Source organism: Nocardiopsis sp. NPDC057823 (assembly GCF_042797335.1).
Classification (GTDB): domain Bacteria; phylum Actinomycetota; class Actinomycetes; order Streptosporangiales; family Streptosporangiaceae; genus Nocardiopsis; species Nocardiopsis changdeensis.
In genome coordinates, this window is the sequence record NZ_JBHVLR010000014.1 from 77,384 (window position 1) to 93,970 (window position 16,587).

14 protein-coding genes are annotated in these 16,587 nt (G+C 74.2%); 5 read left to right on the top strand and 9 right to left on the bottom strand.

The genetic code is table 11. The annotated features are described in order from the left end of the window. The first annotated feature begins 137 nt into the window (after positions 1 to 137). The gene (locus tag ACFVNO_RS21590; RefSeq protein ID WP_378895208.1) at positions 138 to 1,097 is read left to right on the top strand and encodes an NAD(P)H-quinone oxidoreductase; all 960 of its coding nucleotides are present in this window, start codon (positions 138 to 140) and stop codon (positions 1,095 to 1,097) included. A gap of 74 nt (positions 1,098 to 1,171) precedes the next feature. Here the strand turns inward: ACFVNO_RS21590 and ACFVNO_RS21595 are convergent, their stop codons facing one another. Then, positions 1,172 to 1,777 carry a TetR/AcrR family transcriptional regulator gene (locus ACFVNO_RS21595; protein ID WP_378895211.1) on the bottom strand — a complete coding sequence of 202 codons (606 nt, stop codon included), beginning with the start codon at positions 1,775 to 1,777 and terminating at the stop codon, positions 1,172 to 1,174. 96 nt (positions 1,778 to 1,873) lie between these two features. Here ACFVNO_RS21595 and ACFVNO_RS21600 point away from each other — a divergent pair, with 96 nt between their 5' ends. After that, positions 1,874 to 3,076, top strand: coding sequence for an MFS transporter (locus ACFVNO_RS21600; protein ID WP_378895214.1), 1,203 nt, complete (start codon positions 1,874 to 1,876; stop codon positions 3,074 to 3,076). A 401-nt stretch (positions 3,077 to 3,477) separates the two neighbouring features. After that, positions 3,478 to 3,672, top strand: coding sequence for a hypothetical protein (locus ACFVNO_RS21605; protein WP_220561834.1), 195 nt, complete (start codon positions 3,478 to 3,480; stop codon positions 3,670 to 3,672). 87 nt (positions 3,673 to 3,759) lie between these two features. Here ACFVNO_RS21605 and ACFVNO_RS21610 read toward each other — a convergent pair whose 3' ends face one another. From ACFVNO_RS21610 to ACFVNO_RS21630, 5 genes are all read right to left on the bottom strand, one after another. Next, the gene (locus tag ACFVNO_RS21610; RefSeq protein WP_220561835.1) at positions 3,760 to 5,073 is read right to left on the bottom strand and encodes a transporter; all 1,314 of its coding nucleotides are present in this window, start codon (positions 5,071 to 5,073) and stop codon (positions 3,760 to 3,762) included. Then, positions 5,070 to 5,783 (bottom strand): hypothetical protein, encoded by a 714-nt coding sequence (locus tag ACFVNO_RS21615; RefSeq protein ID WP_378895219.1) that lies wholly within the window; start codon positions 5,781 to 5,783, stop codon positions 5,070 to 5,072. The genes ACFVNO_RS21610 and ACFVNO_RS21615 overlap by 4 nt, the downstream gene beginning before the upstream one ends. Further along, positions 5,780 to 7,963, bottom strand: a complete 2,184-nt coding sequence (locus ACFVNO_RS21620) for a hydantoinase/oxoprolinase family protein (protein ID WP_378895222.1) — start codon at positions 7,961 to 7,963, stop codon at positions 5,780 to 5,782. The genes ACFVNO_RS21615 and ACFVNO_RS21620 overlap by 4 nt, the downstream gene beginning before the upstream one ends. A 50-nt stretch (positions 7,964 to 8,013) precedes the next feature. Then, positions 8,014 to 9,636 carry an FAD-dependent oxidoreductase gene (locus ACFVNO_RS21625; RefSeq protein WP_378895225.1) on the bottom strand — a complete coding sequence of 541 codons (1,623 nt, stop codon included), beginning with the start codon at positions 9,634 to 9,636 and terminating at the stop codon, positions 8,014 to 8,016. A gap of 122 nt (positions 9,637 to 9,758) precedes the next feature. Continuing rightward, the gene (locus tag ACFVNO_RS21630) at positions 9,759 to 10,835 is read right to left on the bottom strand and encodes a LacI family DNA-binding transcriptional regulator (protein ID WP_355258934.1); all 1,077 of its coding nucleotides are present in this window, start codon (positions 10,833 to 10,835) and stop codon (positions 9,759 to 9,761) included. A 208-nt stretch (positions 10,836 to 11,043) separates the two neighbouring features. On the opposite strand from ACFVNO_RS21630, the gene ACFVNO_RS21635 reads away from it, so the two are divergent. Then, positions 11,044 to 12,069, top strand: a complete 1,026-nt coding sequence (locus tag ACFVNO_RS21635) for a hypothetical protein (protein ID WP_378895229.1) — start codon at positions 11,044 to 11,046, stop codon at positions 12,067 to 12,069. A 108-nt stretch (positions 12,070 to 12,177) separates the two neighbouring features. Here ACFVNO_RS21635 and ACFVNO_RS21640 read toward each other — a convergent pair whose 3' ends face one another. Genes ACFVNO_RS21640 through ACFVNO_RS21650 form a run of 3 tightly spaced genes read right to left on the bottom strand, consistent with a single transcriptional unit; the run spans position 12,178 to position 15,386 of the window. Then, positions 12,178 to 13,704 (bottom strand): tripartite tricarboxylate transporter permease, encoded by a 1,527-nt coding sequence (locus ACFVNO_RS21640; protein WP_355258928.1) that lies wholly within the window; start codon positions 13,702 to 13,704, stop codon positions 12,178 to 12,180. A 9-nt stretch (positions 13,705 to 13,713) separates the two neighbouring features. Beyond that, a complete protein-coding gene (locus ACFVNO_RS21645; RefSeq protein WP_378895233.1) occupies positions 13,714 to 14,370 on the bottom strand; it encodes a tripartite tricarboxylate transporter TctB family protein in 657 nt (218 codons plus the stop codon). After that, entirely contained in the window at positions 14,370 to 15,386 is a 1,017-nt protein-coding gene (locus ACFVNO_RS21650; protein WP_378895236.1) for a tripartite tricarboxylate transporter substrate binding protein, read from the bottom strand. Before ACFVNO_RS21650 ends, ACFVNO_RS21645 begins: the two co-directional genes overlap by 1 nt. 142 nt (positions 15,387 to 15,528) lie before the next feature. Between ACFVNO_RS21650 and ACFVNO_RS21655 the strand changes: the two genes are divergently transcribed. Next, positions 15,529 to 16,404, top strand: a complete 876-nt coding sequence (locus ACFVNO_RS21655) for a LysR family transcriptional regulator (protein ID WP_355258919.1) — start codon at positions 15,529 to 15,531, stop codon at positions 16,402 to 16,404. The last annotated feature ends 183 nt before the right edge of the window (positions 16,405 to 16,587 follow it).

The window sequence follows — 16,587 nt, forward strand, 5'->3', positions numbered from 1 at the left end:
CTCGATCAATGGCGCCGCCCCGCACGGCGTGGCGCAGACCACCGGCCGGGAGCGCGATCCAATGTTGACACTGCATACTCGCGTACCTAATGTAAGCAGTGCACACATCCAATCGTCCCGGCCACGAAGGAGATGCCATGAAGGCGATCACGATCAAGGAGTTCGGCGGCCCCGAGGTGCTGGAGTGGACCGACGTCGAGGACCCGGTGCCCGCGCCCGGCGAGGTCGTCGTCGACGTTGCGGCCGCCGCCCTCAACCGGGCCGACGCCGTCCAGCGGATCGGCCTCTACCCCGTGCCCGAGGGCGCCTCCCCCTACCCGGGCCTGGAGGTCTCCGGCCGCATCGCCGCACTCGGCTCCGGTGTGACCGGCTGGGAGGTGGGCGACGAGGTCGCCGCCCTGCTCACCGGCGGCGGCTACGCCCAGAAGGTCGCCGTCCCCGCGGGCCAGCTGCTCACGGTCCCCGAGGGGGTGGGCCTGGTCGAGGCCGCGTCCCTGCCCGAGGCGACCGCGACCGTGTGGTCCAACCTCTTCATGACCGCGCACCTGCGCGAGGGGGAGACCCTCCTCGTGCACGGCGGGGCCGGGGGCATCGGCACCATGGCGATCCAGATCGCCAAGGCGCGGGGCGCCCGCGTGGCCACCACCGTCGGCGGCCCCGAGCAGGCCGCCCGCGCACGGGAGCTGGGCGCCGATGTGGTCGTCGACTACCGCACCGAGGACTTCGCCGACCACGGACCCTACGACGTGGTCCTCGACATCATCGGCGGGAGCTACCTGGAGCGCAACATCCGCTCCCTGGCCGCCGACGGGCGCCTGGTCGTCATCGGCCTCCAGAACGGCATCGAGGCGCCGCTCAACCTCGCCGACCTGGTGTTCAAGCGCCTGTCGGTCCACGGCACCACCCTGCGCTCGCGTTCCGCGGAGCAGAAGGCCGCCATCGTGGCCGGCGTTCAGGAGCACGTCTGGCCGCTGGTCGCCGGCGGGGCCGTCGAGCCGGTCATCGAGCGCACCCTGCCCATGTCCGAGGCCGCCGAGGCGCACCGGCTGCTGGAGGCGGGCGGGCACTTCGGCAAGATCCTGCTGGTCAACGGCTAGGACCCGCCGCCCGGGGTACGGGGCGGCCCTTGCCCGTGGGGCCTGCGGCACAACGGGTGCGGGACGGCCGGTGGTCAGGAAGGGTCGGCGGCCGTGGGTCCCAGCACCCGGATCGCGGCGTCGATCGCGGTGGCCAGACGGGCGGCGTCGTGACCGGCGCGTTCGCGCACCCGCAGCCCGAGCACCGTGGTGAACAGCAGTTCCACGGCGGCCTCGATGTCGAGGCCGGCGGGCAGTTCGCCGCTGGCGCGACCCTCGAGCAGCAGCGATCGCAGCGCCCGACGGGTGACATCGAAGGCGGCCTCGGTCCGCCTGCTGACCTGGTCGTCGGCGGTGCCGAGTTCGGTGGCCGTATTGACCACGAGGCAGCCCCGCCCCGGTTCGCCGCCGGCCGGGCAGGTGACCAGCCACAGCATCCAGTCCCGCAGCACGTCGCGGACCGGGCGGCCGTCGGCGCTCAGCCACTGCTCGGCCTGGGCGGACTCGGTGGCCCGGTAGTGGTCGAGCGCACGCAGGAACAGCGTGTGCTTGTCCTTGAACGTCCGGTACAGGCTGCTGGGCGTGAGTTCGAGCTCATCACCCAGATCGCGCACCGAGGTGGCGCTGTAACCGCGGCGCCAGAACAGATCGGTCGCCTTGACGACCGCTTCCCGCTCGTCGAACTGCCGGGGGCGTCCCATGGCCGCCATCCTACCCGACTTGTGGAGCGATCGTTCCCATACTAGGGTTCACCGAAGTATGGGAGCGATCGCTCCCAAATATGCGAGGAGGCACCGGTGACGACCCCGGAGCAGTCAGCCGCCCAGGCGGCCGGTCAACAGACCCCGACGAGGAACCGCTGGACGGCGGTCGCCTCGGTGGCCTTGGGAACATTCCTGCTGGTCACCGCCGAACAGCTGCCGATCGGCCTGTTGACCGGCGTGGGGTCGGCACTGTCGGTCTCCGAAGGGACGGCCGGGCTGATGGTGACGGTGCCCAGCCTGGTCGCCGCGGTCTCGGCACCGCTGGTCCCGGTACTCGTCGGCGCGATGGACCGGCGGCTCCTGCTGCTCGCCCTGATGGGGCTGATGACCCTTGCCAACGCGGCCTCGGCCCTGGCCCCGGACTTCGCCGTCCTGGTGGCCTCCCGGGTACTGGTCGGAGTGGCGATCGGAGGCTTCTGGGCCGTCGCCGGCGGCCTGGCCGTCCGGCTCGTGACCACCGCGAACGTGCCACGGGCCACGGCGGTCATCTTCGGAGGCGTCGCCGCCGCGAACGTGTTCGGCGTTCCGATCGGCACGCTGCTGGGCGAGTTCACCGGCTGGCGGATCGCCTTCGCGACGCTGGGCGGCCTGGCGCTCGTCGTCCTGCTCGCGTTGCTGACCGTGCTGCCGCCGCTGACCGCCGCCCGGCCCGTCCGCCCGCGCCTCCTGGCCGAACAGTTCCGCAACCCCGGCGTGCGCGTCGGCATCCTCGCCACGTTCCTCATGGTGACCGGCCACTTCTCGGCCTACACCTTCGTGAGTCCGGCACTCCAGAGCCTGTCGGGGATCGATGAACGGCTCGTCGGCCCGGTGCTGTTCGCGTTCGGCCTGGCGGGCATGGTCGGCAACTTCGTCGCCGGGGCGGCGTTGGCGCGCGACACCCACCGGACCGTGCTGGTCATCACCATGGCACTGACGGCCGCGATGCTGCTCTACCTACTGCTGGGCCGGGGGCCGGGCGGCGGGGCCGCACTGCTGATCGTCTGGGGACTGGCGTTCGGCGGCGTGTCGGTCGGCCTGCAGACGTGGATGATCAAGGCCGCGCCGAAGGCCGTGGAAGCGGCCTCCGCCCTGTGGGTGTCGGTGTTCAACCTGTCCATCGGCCTGGGCGCACTGGTCGGCGGCGTCGTCGTCGACTCGTTCGCCCTCCAAGGCGTTCTGTGGCTGGGCGCCGCCTGTGTCCTCGTTGCCGCGCTGGTGGTCTGGAGCGCCCGCACCGACGGGAACCTGCGATGACCGGGATCCCTGTTCGGTATGCGCGAGGCCGTCCGGGCCGTTGTCCCGGGTGGAGACGGCCGTAGGCCGTGCGCCGCACGGCTCGGACGGGCGAGGTCCGCGAGGTCCGCGCCAGGACCGATCAGCGCGATGCCCTGGACCGGGGGTTCCGACGCCCGCCCGTGCGGCCCGGCGCACTCCTCCGGGAGGCCGGACGGCTCCTCCGCGGAGGGGCGGGCCGGCTCCCCGGCGGGCGGCCTTCCGGAGGCCGACCCGCCCGGGGTGGGGTGGCCGGGGCGTCCGGAAACGGGCCGGTACGCTGGCCGGGCGGGTGGCCGCGGACTTCAGGGCGGTGGATTCCCCATCCGGCCCCCTCCTGCGGCGTGCATCCGCGATCACGCAGACCAGTGAGGTGGACGGCCATGGACAAGCCGAGTGGGAACGACTCGTTCTCGTTGCTGTACAGGACGGGGTTCCGTATCAACTACGCGCTCCTGCACATCATGGGTCCGGCCGCGCTGACGCCCGAGGCCGACCCGCGGCGGCGGGCCAAGAAGGAGTACGACCGCCGGCGCGAACTCCACCTGGCGTGGAAGGCGCAGCAGAGGTCGGCGTAGCGCGGCCGCGCGGGCGCGGGCCCGCGCGGTCCCGTCGGGGCCGCGTCGCCGGCGGCCCCGGCGGGGCCTGGGCCGCCGGGCGGGCGGTCACAGCAGGTAGAGGTAGGCGGTCAGGCACAGGCCCGCGACGGCGATCGCCCAGGTGTAGGGCAGGGTGGACAGCATCGAGCGCTCCGGGCGCACCCCCGCGTACTGGGAGCTCCACACGGTCTGCGTGCTGGTCGGGTCGGAGACGCCCAGGACCTGGCCGTAGGAGGCCATCAGCCCCACCACCGCCGGGGCGGGGTAGATGCCCCCGGCCACCAGCACCCCGGCCACACCGGCGCCGAGGCCGAAGATGTTCATCGGCCCCCGGTACAGGGCCAGCGGCACCAGCAGGGCGAACACCAGCACGAACAGGGCGACGTGGCCCGGGCTGACGGCGACCACGACCGGGCTCAGGGCCGCGACCGCGCCGGGCAGGTTCACCGCGGCCAGCAGCATGCCGATGGCGATGAACAGCACGATGGGCGGCGCCGCCACGTCGAACGCCCGGTAGAGGGTGCGCAGGGCCGTGGTCGTCATCTCCCGCCAGGGCACGGCGGTGGCCAGGGCGAACACCACACCGGCCAGCAGCGCCGGGACGATGGGGATCTCCAGGCCCAGGGCCAGGACGATGGGCACCAGCGGGGTGAGCAGGGCGTACCAGGGCGCGTCCCCGCGGCGCTGCCGCCGCCGGGCGGCCCGCTCGCGCCGGGAGCCCGTCCCGGCGCCCCCGCCGACCCGCACCGCCCAGGTGTGCCGCACGCCCTTGCGGCGCATCTCCACGAGGATGTAGGCCAGCCCGCCGAGCAGGGCGATCGGGAACATGCGCAGCTGGAAGTGCTGGACGGTGGCCACCGGCACCCCGATGGCGTCGGACAGGAACTGCCAGTTGATGAGCTCCAGGGGCAGGCCGGCGGCGATGCCGACCAGCACCGTGCCCGCCGCGACCGTGGGTGTGACCCCCACGGCGATCATCGCCGGGATGCCCACCACCCCGGCGAGCATCGCCGCCGGAGCCGAGCCGGTGATGCTGCCGCACAGGATCGCGACCAGGAAGATGCCGACCGCCACCAGGGAGGGGCGCTCCCCGCCGAACTCCACGATCTTGCGGACGAGCGTGGAGGCGATGCCGGTCTCGGACAGGAGGGTGCCCAGCCAGCTGCCCAGCAGGATGGCCACCATGGTCGCGGCCAGGCGCGGCGCGCCCTCCTGGAGGACGGTGCCGACCACGCTCTCCTCCTCGCCGGTGAGCGGTGCTCCGGCGATGAGGGCGATGGCGACGGCGAGCAGGACGAGGGCGAAGGCGGTGGGCAGGCGGCGCGTCAGCATCAGGCCGACGCCCACCGCCATGGCGAGAAGGATTCCCAGGGCGGTCACGGGCGGTCTCCGAGGGGTGTGCCGGGGTCCGGTCCGCCGGGACCGGTCCCCTGGTGTTCGAGGGTCGCGGCGATGGCCGCGGTGAGGGCGAGCGGGCTGCGGCGCAGGCCGCAGCGGGCGTGGGCGTAGGCGTGGGCGGCGATCTCGTCGGCCCCGGCGACGTGGCCGCGCAGGCGCAGGGGCCCCAGGCGCAGCAGGTCGTGGCCGAGCCGGTCGCGCAGGGCCCGGCCGCGGGCGCCGTGCAGCATCCGGTGGGCCTCCTCGTGGGCCAGCGCGGCCCGGCGCACCGCGGAGGGCGGGAAGTCCCGGCCCCAACCTGCGGCGCGGGCCACCCGGTGGGCGTGGCGCAGGGCGTCGGTGTAGACGACGATGCGGTCGCCGGAGGGGCGGTGCAGGTACTCGGCCAGCAGGACCTCGCCCGGGGCCAGGCCGCCGACGGCCTCCTCGACGACCTCGGTCCGGGCGGTGTCCGCGGCCGGGGCCCGTTCGGCCGAGGCGGCCAGTTCGCGGCCGAAGGCGAGGGCGCGGGCGGCCCACTCCCGCAGCCGTTCCGGGTCGCGGTCCTCGTGCAGGGGGATCAGGGACAGCAGGCCGGCGGCGAGGTCGACCTCGTCGGCGGCGCCGATGCGGGCGTACTCCGCGTACGGCGCCCCGGGGCCGGCGGGTCCACCGGGTCCGCCGGGGCCGTCCTGGTGCGCGGGGCCGTTCATCGGCGCCGCTCCATGATCGCGACGACCTCCTCGTCGGGGGCGCGCCGGGCGATCTCCGTCCCGGCCAGCGCCAGCAGGTGCCCGGCGTCCATGACCCCCGACAGGTCGGCGATCTTGGGGCCGAGCAGCAGCCACACGGCGGGCGGGACGGCCCCGCCGTCGCCGTAGGAGGTGCGCTCCTCGACCAGGTCCTTGAGGCGGCCCTCGGCCTGCCCGGCGACCAGGGTGTCCACCTCGGCGTCGCCGTTGTGCAGGCGCACCACGCCCTCGCTGTCGACGACCCGGATGTGCCGGCGTTCGCGGGACAGGCGCCCGAACGGCCCCTGGGGCCTGCGCACCAGGCCGAGCACCCGGTAGCGCCCGTTGGCGGCGTACTCGGTGAGGTCGGCGGCGTCGGCGCCGAGGCTGTCGGCCGCCGCGGCGCGGGCCTGCTCCCGGGCGACGGCGGCGGTGCGGTCCCTGGTGCGCAGCTCGGTGGCGCCGGTGGCCACGGCGGTGACGAGGTTGCGCTGCGGGTCGACGGTGACGTCGACCTCCACCCCGTCGGGGTCGGCGCCCTGGGCGACCACGGCCGCCTCGGCCTCGGCGCGCACCGACAGGACGTCGGCGTGGGTGGCGCCGGGGATGATGCGCTCGACGGACTCCCGGACCAGGGCGAGGGCGACGCCCAGCGGGCTGATCACCTCGCTGTGCGCGGCGATGCGGGCGGTGAGGCCCATGCGCTCGCCCAGGTGCGGGGTGACGGTGGCGGCGCCTCCCCCGCCGCCGACCAGGGCGGCCACCGACCGGTCCAGGCCGTAGTCGCCGATCAGCGCCTCCACGACGGCCTCGACGCGTTCGGTCGCCTTGTCCAGGACCGCCCGGGCGGCCCCGGCCACGTCGGTGCCCAGGGCGCGGGCCAGCGGTTCCAGGGCGGCGCGGGCGGCCCGGGGGTCGGACCGCGCGTGGTCGCCCTCGGGCACCCGGCCCAGGGCGTTGGCCGCGCAGGTGACGGTGAGGGCGAAGCGCCGGGTGCCGTTGTCCAGGACGGCGTGGTCGGCGGTGTCGGACTCCAGCGGGGCGACGCGGACCAGCCGGGCGCCGTCGAGTTCGGCGGGGTCGGCGAAGCAGGCGTAGGGCAGCCCGGCGATGTGCGCGCTGCGCGGGCCCACGTCGGCCAGGACCGCGGCCCCGTCGCCCTCCCCGCCGCCCAGGCGGACGACGGACCCGCCGCCGATGCCGACGGTGCGCACGTCCAGGGCCGACAGGTAGGTCTCCCGTCCGCCCAGCTCGGCGTGCCTGATCTGGACGCGGCCGCGGCGGATGACGCTGATGTCGGTGGAGGTGCCGCCGGTCTCCAGGAAGACGCCCTCGCTGACCTTCTCCCCCATGAGCGCCCCCGCGACCCCGGCCGCGGGGCCGGACAGCACGGTGAGCAGGGGCCGGTTGCGCATCTCCCCCAGGGACATCACGCCGCCGTCGCAGCGCATGACCATGAGCGGTGCGGTGATCCCGGCCTTGAGGATGCTGCTCTCGACCAGGTCGGCGGTCTGGAGCATGCGCGGCATGACCCCGGCGTTGAGCGCGGCGGTGCGGGCGCGCTTGGTGAGGCCGTAGAGCCGGGTGATCTCGTGGGTGGCGGTGGCGGGCACCCCGCGGGCGGCCGCCGCCTCCAGGACCGCCCGCTCCCCCTCGGCGTCGTCGACGCTGAAGGGCTCGGCGGCGACGACCACGTCCGCGCCCGCGTCCACCACGGCGTCGACGGCGGCCCGGGCGGCCTCCGGGTCGTCGGGGCGGCGCAGGGCGGCGTAGCGGACGGGCAGCCGGTGACCGGAGTCCAGGCGCAGCCTGCCCAGCGAGCGCAGCCGCCCGACGGCCAGGCCGTCGAGGCCGGAGCCGACGCCGACGATGCCGATGGTCGCCACGTCGCCCTCCAGCAGGGCGTTGGTGGCCTGGGTGGTGCCGTGGGCGAGGAAGCCGACGTCGTCGGCGGCCACGCCGACCTCCGCCAGCAGGCGCTCCAGGGCGGTCATGATGCCGTGCGCGACCCCGTCCTCGTGGTCGTGGCTGGTGGGCACCTTGACCTGGCCCAGGAGTTCGAAGGTCGTGGCGCTGACCGCCACCGCGTCGGTGAAGGTGCCGCCGACGTCGATGCCGACGCGCACGGGGTCGCGTGCCGCCCGTGTGCCCGGGTCGCTCATGGTGGTCCCCTTTCGTGGGTGGGGAGGGTGCGGGGGGATGGAGGGATGGGTCAGTAGCCGCGGACGTCGGGCCAGTGGCGCTCGACGCCGGTGCGGTCCAGCAGGGCGGTGAACCGCTCCAGGAGCTCGTCCTTGGCGTGCACGGCGTGCGGGGTGGTGTCGTGGTCCAGGGCGAAGGCGGCCAGCCGCCCGGCGGCCTCGCCGATGTTCCACTCGACGGGATGCAGGCGGAAGCAGCCGTTGGTGATGTGCGTGGTGCCGATGTTCTTGGCGGCGGGCAGCAGGTTGGTCTCCTGCCGCGGCAGCAGCGCCCCCAGCGGGATCTCGAAGGGCACGCTGGCGATGTCGATGTAGTTGTCGCCGCCGGTGGAGGGGTGCAGGTCGATCCGGTAGCTGCCGACGCCCACCGAGTCGTGCCGGCGCAGGATGCCGTGCGGGCCGCGGATGTCCAGGGACACGTCGTGCTCGGTGACGGTGGTGACCGCCCGGATGCGCCGCGACTCGCGCACGTAGGCGGCCTTGGCCAGGCCGAGCTCGGCGCCGGTGACGTCGGGGCGGGGCCGCAGCCCCGGGAACCCGGTGCCGCCGTCCGGCCGCGGGGCCTCGGTCTGGAGCCAGTACAGGACCGACAGGGACAGCTGGCGGGCCTCCTCGTGGGCCCGGCGGACGGTGGCGGCGTCCACCAGGCCCTCGATCTCCAGGGCCGGGGTGAGCCAGTAGTCGTTGAGCGGCCAGTTGGCGAGGGTGATGTCGGAGTCGAAGGCTCCGGGCCGGTGCAGCCGGCGGGCCAGGATGCGGCGGAACCCCCATAGCTCCTTGTCCCCGGCGTCGGCGCTCTGGTCGGCGTCGACCGTCAGGGGGTCGGTGTCGGGGTTGGGCGCGAAGGTGCGCGCGACGGGCTCCAGGGTGCGCGGGTCCGGGGCCTGGAAGCCCAGCAGCGGGCCGGGCCAGAAGTCCGGGCGGTAGGACCGCCAGAAGCCGTACATCGCCGGCCGGTCGATGGTGTGGTCCTCGCCCTCGTGGTGCGAGACCGCGAAGCAGTAGGTGATGCCCTGGAGGTTGGTCGGGTCGGCGGTCTGCGGGGCGTGCGGCTCGCCGTGCTCGGAGCGGGCCTCGGCCCCGGTGACGTGGTCGATGCCGGCCAGCGGCAGCAGGTCGCCGTCCTCGGTGGCGTCCAGCACGTAGTCGGCGTGGACGGTGTGCTCGCCGCCCTCGGCGTCGCGCAGGGTCACGGCCAGCACGCGGCCGCCGTCGGTGAGCGCGGCGACCGGGCGGTGCCGCTCCAGGACGGTGATCCGCCCGGCCGAGCGGTGCGGGGCGATCATCTCCTCCAGGACCGCCAGGGCGACGCGCGGCTCGTGGCAAAGCTTGCTGACACGGCCCGCCCCCGGGTTGAGGGTGCGCGCGGCGGCGGCCTCGGCGCGCAGCGGGTAGACGCGGCGGTAGTGGTCGCGGATGCCCTCGCGCAGGCGGCGGTAGGAGGCGGTGGCGCCGAACTTCTCGATCCAGGGGTTCTCGTCCGGGGGGACGGCCTGGGAGGTGAGCTGCCCGCCGATCCAGTCGGTCGGCTCGGTCAGGACGACCCTGCGGCCGGAGTCGGCGGCCGCCAGGGCGGCGGCGACACCGCCCAGTCCGGCGCCGACGACGAGGATCTCGGTTCTGCTCTCGGTCATGGGGTGGTCGGGCGCGGTGCCCCGGGTGGCGGGGCGGCGCCCTTCTCCTTTCCGTTCGTCGCACGCGGCGGTGGCGCCGGTGCGGCACGTGTGGCGGGGGATCGGTCCATGGGGCGAGGGGGTCACCGCGGGCGCGGGGCGGCGATGGTGCCGCCCCCGACCGGTTCGCAGGGCAGCAGCCTCCGGGTCCGCAGCCCCTCCTCGCCGGCGATCAGGCGCAGCAGCAGGCGGACCGCGTCGCGGCCCATCTCGCGCATCGGCACGTCGAACCCGCTGAACACCGCGCCTCCCCCGGGTGCCCGGCCGCGGGCGCCGACCGGCGCCCCGAGCACGGCAAGGGAGAGGTCCCGCGGGCAGCGCAGCCCGGCGCGCTCGATGGCGGCGCCCAGCCCGGACAGGGCGGCGCCGGTGTCGGTCTGCTCGACGACGACCGCGGTGACGCCGTCGGCGAGCCAGGCGGCCAGCAGGGCGTCGAGGTCGGTGCCGTCGGTGCGCACCACCAGGCCTGCGGTGCCGGCCCCGGCGGCGCGGGCGCCGCGCAGCACGCCCTCCTCGCGGTCGGTGGAGGCCGGGGCCTGGTCGTGTTCGCGCAGGTAGCGGATGTTCCGGTGCCCGGCGGCGGCGAGCCGCTCCAGCACGGCGGCCGAGGCCGAGACGTAGTCGGCGCCCACGTAGGGGACGTCGGGTTCGTCGCGGCGGCCGATGTAGACGAAGGGGAAGCCGTCCTCGACCAGGTGCCGGATCGGCTCGTCGGGCACGTGGCGGCCGAAGAACAGGCAGCCGTCGGCGACCCGCACCCGCCGCACCGCGGCGGGGTCGTCGGCCCCGGTCCCGGCCCGGGAGGAGCCGGTGAACAGGATGAGGTCCTGGCCCTGGGCGGCGGCCTCCTCCTCCACCCCGACCAGGACCGGGTAGTAGGAGTGCGCCACGTCGGTGGGGAAGGTGGTGCTGAAGGTGTAGAGGCCGAGCATGGCGTTGGCGGCCGAGGCCAGGCGGGTGGCGACGGGGTCGGGCACGTACCCGAGCCGCTCGGCGGCGTCCAGGACCCGCTGGCGCGTTTCCCGGGCCAGGGACATGCCCACGGTGGTGCCGCGCAGGACGAGGGAGACCGTGGTCTGGGAGACGCCGGCCGCCCGCGCGATGTCGGACTGGCGCGGCCTGCGCCGTCCCCTGGCAGCGGGCTGTCGAGTGTTCTCCACCGGCTTCTCCTCCGATACGGCGTCCTAATGCGCATTAGTCCATGACTGTGAGCCGCGTCTCAGGGTTTCGTCAAGGGGTCCGCGGAGATTTCCGGCCGGTATCCGCAGAGTTTCGTTAATACGTATTAGAACCTTGACCAGCGCATCGCGCCTGGTCGAGACTCGGTGGCCATCGGTGCACCCCCGCCCCCTCCCGAAGGAACCCGAGATGTCCGAACCGAACCCCCGGGGAATCGACCGCCGGACCGCCCTGCTGGGCGCCGGAACCCTGGCCGCCGGCGCCCTGATCGCCGGCGGCGCGGCCGTCCCGGCGGCCGCCGCCCCCGCCGCTCCCCCGGCGCCCTCCACAGCGAAAGCGCTGCCCGCCTACCGGTTCGTGCGCGAGGCGCTCGACACCGCGAACCTGGCCTACAACCCGACCGGGGAGCTGATCTTCCCCTGCCTGCGGGGGACGGTCGGCCGCCTGTCCGACGCCCCCGGCCGCTACCTGCTCTACTACGCCCCGCACGACGCCCCGGGCGGGATCTGCCTGGCCTACGCCGACAGCCCCGAGGGCCCGTTCACCGAGCACCCGGGCAACCCGATCGTGTCCCGGGACTGGTCGCCGCACTACTCGGTGAGCCACGTGTCCTCGCCGCACGTCATGTGGAACACCCGGCACCGGGAGATGTGGCTGTACTTCCACGGCGAGAACACCACCACCCGGCTGGCCCGCTCCCGCAACGGGATCGACTTCACCTACCACGGCGTGGTGCTGAACACCGCGATGGTGCCGGGCACCACCGAGGCCTCCTACGCCCGGATGTTCGAGCACCGGCTGGCGGACCGGGGCGCGGACTACGTCATGGTGTTCATGCGCAACGGGACGAACAATCACCGCGACATCGGGTGGGGGTGGTCGGCGGACGGGATCACCTTCGACTTCGCCCGCGAGCCGCTGGTCCGGCACTCCGACGTGGGGGTGGCGAACCTGTCCGGCCCCCACCTGGTGGTCCGGGGCGGGCGCACGCTGGTCGTCTACCACACGAGCGCCGGGGACATCCGGGCGACCGAGGTGGGCGCGGACTTCTCCCGGCGCGACCACCTGGGGGTGGTCCACACGCCGATGGCCGGTCCCCCGGACTCGGGGAGGTCGGCGGCGCCGTCCTTCGGCTCCGACCGGGGCGTGCAGTACATGTTCTACGAGGCGGGGCACCGCCTGGGCGCGACCATCGCCATCGCCCGCGCCGACTGACGCCGCGCCTCCCGCGGCGCCGCCCCCGTCCCGTGCCCGGGGCGGGGGCGGCGCCGGACAGGGGGAAGGCCCCGGGGGATCCCGGGGCCTTCGCGTCGGGTGCGGGGCTCAGGCCCCGTCGCCGACCTTCTCGCGCTCGGCCGGGGCCGCGGCGGCGCGGCGGGCGAACAGCATCCGCGCCACCGGCAGGAGGACGACCACGAGCAGCAGCGCCAGCAGCGTCCCCGAGATGGGGCGCGTGGCGAAGCCCAGGACGTCGCCGTCGAACAGCAGCAGGGACCTGCGCAGCGAGCTCTCCAGCAGCGACCCCAGCACGAACGCCAGGACCAGGGGCCCGGGCTCGAACCCGAACTTCTTCATGAGGTAGCCCAGCACCCCGAAGACGACCACCAGGACGATGTCGAAGACGCTGTTGCGCACCGTGTACACGCCCACCAGGGTGATGAGCACCGTGATCGGGGCGAGGACCGCCGGGCGGATCCGCAGGATCCGCACGAAGAGGCCGACCAGGGGGATGCTCATGATCAGCAGCAGGATGTTGCCGATGTACATCGAGTTGATCACCCCCCAGAACAGCTCCGGCTCCTGGGAGACCAGCTGCGGCCCCGGCGGCACGCCCTGGATGAGCAGCGCCCCGAAGATGACCGCCATGGTGGCGTTGGCCGGGATCCCCAGCGTCAGCAGGGGGATGAACGACGAGGTGGCCGCCGCGTTGTTGGCGGTCTCCGGGGCGGCCACGCCCTCCACCGCGCCCCGGCCGAACCGCTCCGGGGTGCGGGACCGGCGCTTCTCCAGGGCGTAGGAGGCCATCGACGCCAGGGTGGCGCCGCCGCCCGGCAGGATGCCCAGGACGAAGCCCAGGACCGAGCCGCGGGCGATCGCCCCGGAGGACCGGCGCAGGTCGGAGCGGGAGGGCCAGGTGTTGGCGACCTTCACCGGGCCGGAGATCGCGCGGTGGCGCTGCTCCAGGTTGTGCAGGATCTCCCCGATGCCGAACAGGCCCATCGCGATCGGCACGAAGTCGAGCCCGTCGGCCAGGGCCAGGGAGTCGAACGTGAACCGCTCGGCGCCGGTGAAGGTGTCGCGGCCCACGGTCGCCAGCAGCAGGCCGAGCCCGGCGGCGACCAGCGCCTTGACCCGCCCGCCGTTGCCGACGGTGGCCACCAGCAGGATGCCCAGCAGGGCCAGCACCGTGTACTCCGGCGGGCCGAAGTCCAGCGCGAAGCCCGCGACCAGGGGGGCCACCACGGACAGGGCGACGATCGAGACCGTGCCGCCCGCGAAGGACCCGATGGCGGCGATCCCCAGCGCGGTCCCGGCGCGGCCCTGCTTGGCCAGCATGTGGCCGTCGAACACCGTCACCACCGACGAGGCCTCGCCGGGCAGGCGGAGCAGGACCGAGGTGATGGTGCCGCCGTACTGGGCGCCGTAGAAGATGCCCGCGAGCATGATGATCGCGGTCACGGGCTCGATGCCGAAGGTCAGGGGCAGCAGGATCGCGATGGTGGCCGCGGGGCCCAGTCCGGGCAGCACCCCGACCAGCATGCCGATCAGGACGCCGATCAGGCAGTAGAGCAGGTTGGTCGGTTCGAGGACGACGCCGAACCCGTTGATCATGGGGGCCAGGGAATCCATCGGCACTTCCTAGAAGAGGTGGGGGATCGGCACGGACAGCAGGCCCACGAAGACCGCGTAGAAGGCCGCGACGATGAGGACCGAGGCCACGGCGGACAGCCGCCAGGACTCGCCGCCGAGGAAGCGCAGCCACACGAACGCCAGCAGCGCCGAGGGGATCTCGAAGCCGATCGTGCCGATCAGGGCGATGAAGCCGGCCATCGTGCCGACCCCGGCGAGGATCTTCCACGAGGCGGCGGAGAAGGCCTCGGTGTCCGCGGTGCGGCGGGCCGTCCCCAGCAGGACGCACCCCAGCACGGTGATCGCGGCGCAGACGACCAGGGGCCAGGTGCCCGCCTCGGGCTCGGCCGGGGTGCCGACGCCCAGGAACCAGGAGGCGAGGCATCCGGCCGCGCCGAAGGCGGTGACCACGAGGGCGACCGCGACGTTGGCCGCCGGGCCCAGCGGCTCCGGGGCGTCCTCGGGCCCGGCGTCCGCGTCCTGTACTTCCGCGTTCTGCGCTTCCGCCTCCGGCGCTCCGGGGTCCTCCGTGCCCAGGGCCGTTTCGGGGGGCGCGGCGGCAGTGTCCGGAGCCTGCGGGGCGGTGTCCGCGGCGTCCGGGGCGGGCGCCCCGCCGGAGGCCGGTCCGGCCTCCGGCACCACGGGCTTTCCGGGTCCGGCCCCCATCAGCCCTCTCCGCGCATGTCGATCCCGTACTCCTCGACCATGGCCCGGTAGGACTCCCGGGAGGCGTTCCACTCCTCCACCACCTGGGCGGGCTCGGTCTCGTGCGGGGTGAAGAAGTTGTCCTCGTTGAAGGTCCGGTACGCCTCACCGGCGAAGACCTCGTCGAACGCCGAGCGCAGCGTCTCGACGACCTCCTGCGGGGTGCCGCCGGGGGCGACCACGGCCCGGTACTGGGAGACCAGCACGTCGTAGCCCTCCTCCGCGGCGGCGGGCACGTCGGGCAGGTACTGGTTGCGCTCGTCGGCGAAGGTGGCCAGCGGGGTCAGCTCGCCCGCCTCGATCTGCGGCATGGCCTCGCCGATCTGCACCACGCCCACGTCCACCTGCGAGCCCAGGACGGCGACCAGGGTGGGCGAGCCGCCGTCGAAGGGAACGGGGGTGCCCTCCACGCCCGCCTGCGCGAAGAGCAGCTCCTGCGCGAGCTGGCTGCCGGTGCCGACGCCGGTCGTGCCGTACTTGATGCCGTCGCCGTCCTCGACCAGGTCCTGGAGGGTGTCGAAGTCCGAGGAGGCGGCGGTGACGAGCACGTAGTCGTCCCGCGAGATGCCGGTGACGACCTCGAAGTCGGCCAGGTCGACGGCCTCGTCCTCGGCCACGGCCAGCGGGGTGATGGCGACCAGGGAGGCGTTGATGACCATGAGGTTCTGGCCGTCGGGCTCCTGGGCGGCGAGCTCGCCCGCGGCCAGGGCGCCGTTGGCGCCGGGGGTGTTGACGACGGGCATCGCGACGCCCAGCGGCTCCTGGGCGCCCTCGGCCAGGGCGCGGGCGATGAGGTCGGTGCTGCCTCCGGGGTCCTGGCCGACGAGGAGGTCGATCGGACCCCGGGGGTAGTCGCCGCCACCGCCGCCCCCGCCCGACAGGTTCCCGCCGCAGGCCGAGGCGGTCAGCGAGAGGCCGAGGGCCGCGGCGGCGGCCGCCGTGCGGCGCGCGTAACGCCCGCGCGGTGTGTGGGTCATGTTTCCTCCTGCTTGCGATGCCGTACCGGGGGGCCGGCGCATCTGTGAACGGGGTCACGCGTTCGGGTGAGTGGCAGCATAGAAAGCCTCGATCATGCATGTCCAAGTCGAATGCGGCATAAGCTGATACCTTCAGGGCATCATGTTCTCTTTCGAGCAACTGCGGGGTTTCGTCGCGGTCGCGGAGGAACTGCACTTCGGCCGGGCCGCCGAGCGCCTGTCGATGACCCAGCCCCCGCTGAGCCGCCAGATCCAGAAGCTGGAGCGCGAGGTCGGGGTCCTGCTCCTGGAGCGCGACCGCCGCCACGTGGTCCTCACCGCCGCCGGGGAGGCCTTCCTGGCCGAGGCCCGGCGCCTGCTCGCCCTGGCCGAGCGCGCCCCCGACCTGGCGCGGCGGATCTCGGCCGGGTCCAGCGGCACCCTGCACATCGGGTTCACCGCGGCCTCCTCCTACGGGGTCCTGGGCCGCCTGCTCAACACCGTGGAGGAGCAGCTCCCCGAGATCGACATCGAGCTGTCGGAGATGGTCACCCGCGAGCAGGTCGCGGCGCTCTCCTCCGGGGAGCTCGACCTGGGCCTGGGCCGCCCGCCGTTCGACTCGGAGCTCTTCGGATCCCGGGTCCAGCACCGCGAGCAGCTGCTCGTGGCCGTGCCGCGGGACCACCCGCTGGCGGCGCGGCCGGGGCCGCTGCGGCCCGACGACCTCATCGACGTGCCGCTGATCATGCACTCCCCCATCAAGGCGCGGTACTTCTACGACCTGGTGGTGAGCCTGCTGCCCATCTCCCACCAGAACGTCGTCCACACGGTCAGCCAGGTGCTGACGATGGTGTGGCTGGTCGCGGCGGGCCGGGGCATCGCCTTCGTGCCGGCCTCGGCCACCGGCCTGGGCGTGGAGGGCGTGGTCTACCAGGCGCTGGAGGGGCTGCCCGAGGACCCGGTGGAGCTGCACCTGATCTGGCCGCGGGCCACGCGCAACCCCGTCGTCCGGCGCGTCCTGGAGATCGGCCCCGGCTGAGGGCGCCCGCCTCCCCCGTCGGCGGGACCCGGCCCGGAACACGAGGACCTTGATGCCCCCCCGGTATCAGTTGATGCAAAACCAGTCTTGGACAGCATCGAAACTCACTCCGTACGGTAACGGCAACACACCCGCGGGCACCGGCCCACCGGGCCGCCCCCACCTACGCGAGGACGACGCGTG